Below are 1,029 nucleotides of genomic sequence, written 5' to 3'. Positions count from 1 at the left end.
CCCTCACCACCCTCAGCACCGCCCTCGCCACCCTCCACACCCACGGCCACACCCCCACCCACACCACCCTCACCACCGCCGCCACCGGCACCGCCGCGAGCCACCTCACCCGAGCCCTCCCCACCTACCCCTTCCAACGCCAGCGCTACTGGCTCAGTGAGCCGCCGGCAGCCGTGGTCGACCGGGCCGCCGATCCGTTGGACACGGTGGGCGCCGAGTTCTGGGACACCGTCCGGGAGGCCGACGCGCCGACGCTGGCCGCCACGCTGGGTCTTTCGGACCCGACCGATCAGATGGCCCTCGCCAGCGTGCTGCCGGCACTGACGTCCTGGTGGGAGAACCGGGTCACCGCGTCGACCGCGGACTCCTGGCGGCATCGGATCGCCTGGCGCCCGGTCGCGGACGCCCCTTCGACGCGGCCCGGCGACTGGCTCGTGGTCCTGCCCGCCGAGCACCGCGACGACCCACGGACCAGCACCATCCGGGACGCGCTCGCGGGTGCCGGCGCCGAGGTCCGGCTGCTGAGCGTCGATGCCTCCACGCAGGACCGGACGAGCCTGGCCGGGGAACTGCGCCGCCTGCTCGACGACCCCGCGGCGCCGACGACCGAGGGTGGCACGAAGCCGGTGACGGGCGTGCTGTCCCTGCTCGCCCTCGACGAGCGGCCGCATCCGGACGCCTCGGCGACTCCGGTCGGCACCGTCGCGACCATCGCGTTGCTCCAGGCCCTGGAGGAAATCGATCTTGACGTGCCGTTGTGGGTCTGCACCACGGGGGCCGTGTCCACCGCCGCCGCCGACGTCGTGACGCGGCCGGGCGACGCGCTGCTGTGGGGTCTCGCCGCGGTCGCCGCAGTGGAGCATCCGACTAGGTGGGGCGGGATCGTCGACCTGCCGGAGCAGCTTGACCCGCGCGCGGCCGAGCTGACAGCGACAGCCCTGCGAGGTGCGACCGGCGAGACGGAGCTGGCCGTGCGCCCGGCGGGGCTGCTGGCCCGCCGGCTCGTCCCCGCACCGCGCAGCCCCCGGC

General features: G+C 75.1%; 1 protein-coding gene. It reads left to right on the top strand.

Going from position 1 to position 1,029, the window contains the following annotated elements; all coding sequences use genetic code 11:
- The coding region (locus MXD58_RS25425) for a SpnB-like Rossmann fold domain-containing protein (RefSeq protein WP_518478684.1) at positions 1-1,029 on the top strand (1,029 nt) is incomplete at both ends.

It is taken from the genome of Frankia sp. AgKG'84/4 (genome assembly GCF_023242965.2).
GTDB lineage: Bacteria > Actinomycetota > Actinomycetes > Frankiales > Frankiaceae > Frankia.
This window is presented reverse-complemented; position numbering and strand designations above follow the sequence as displayed.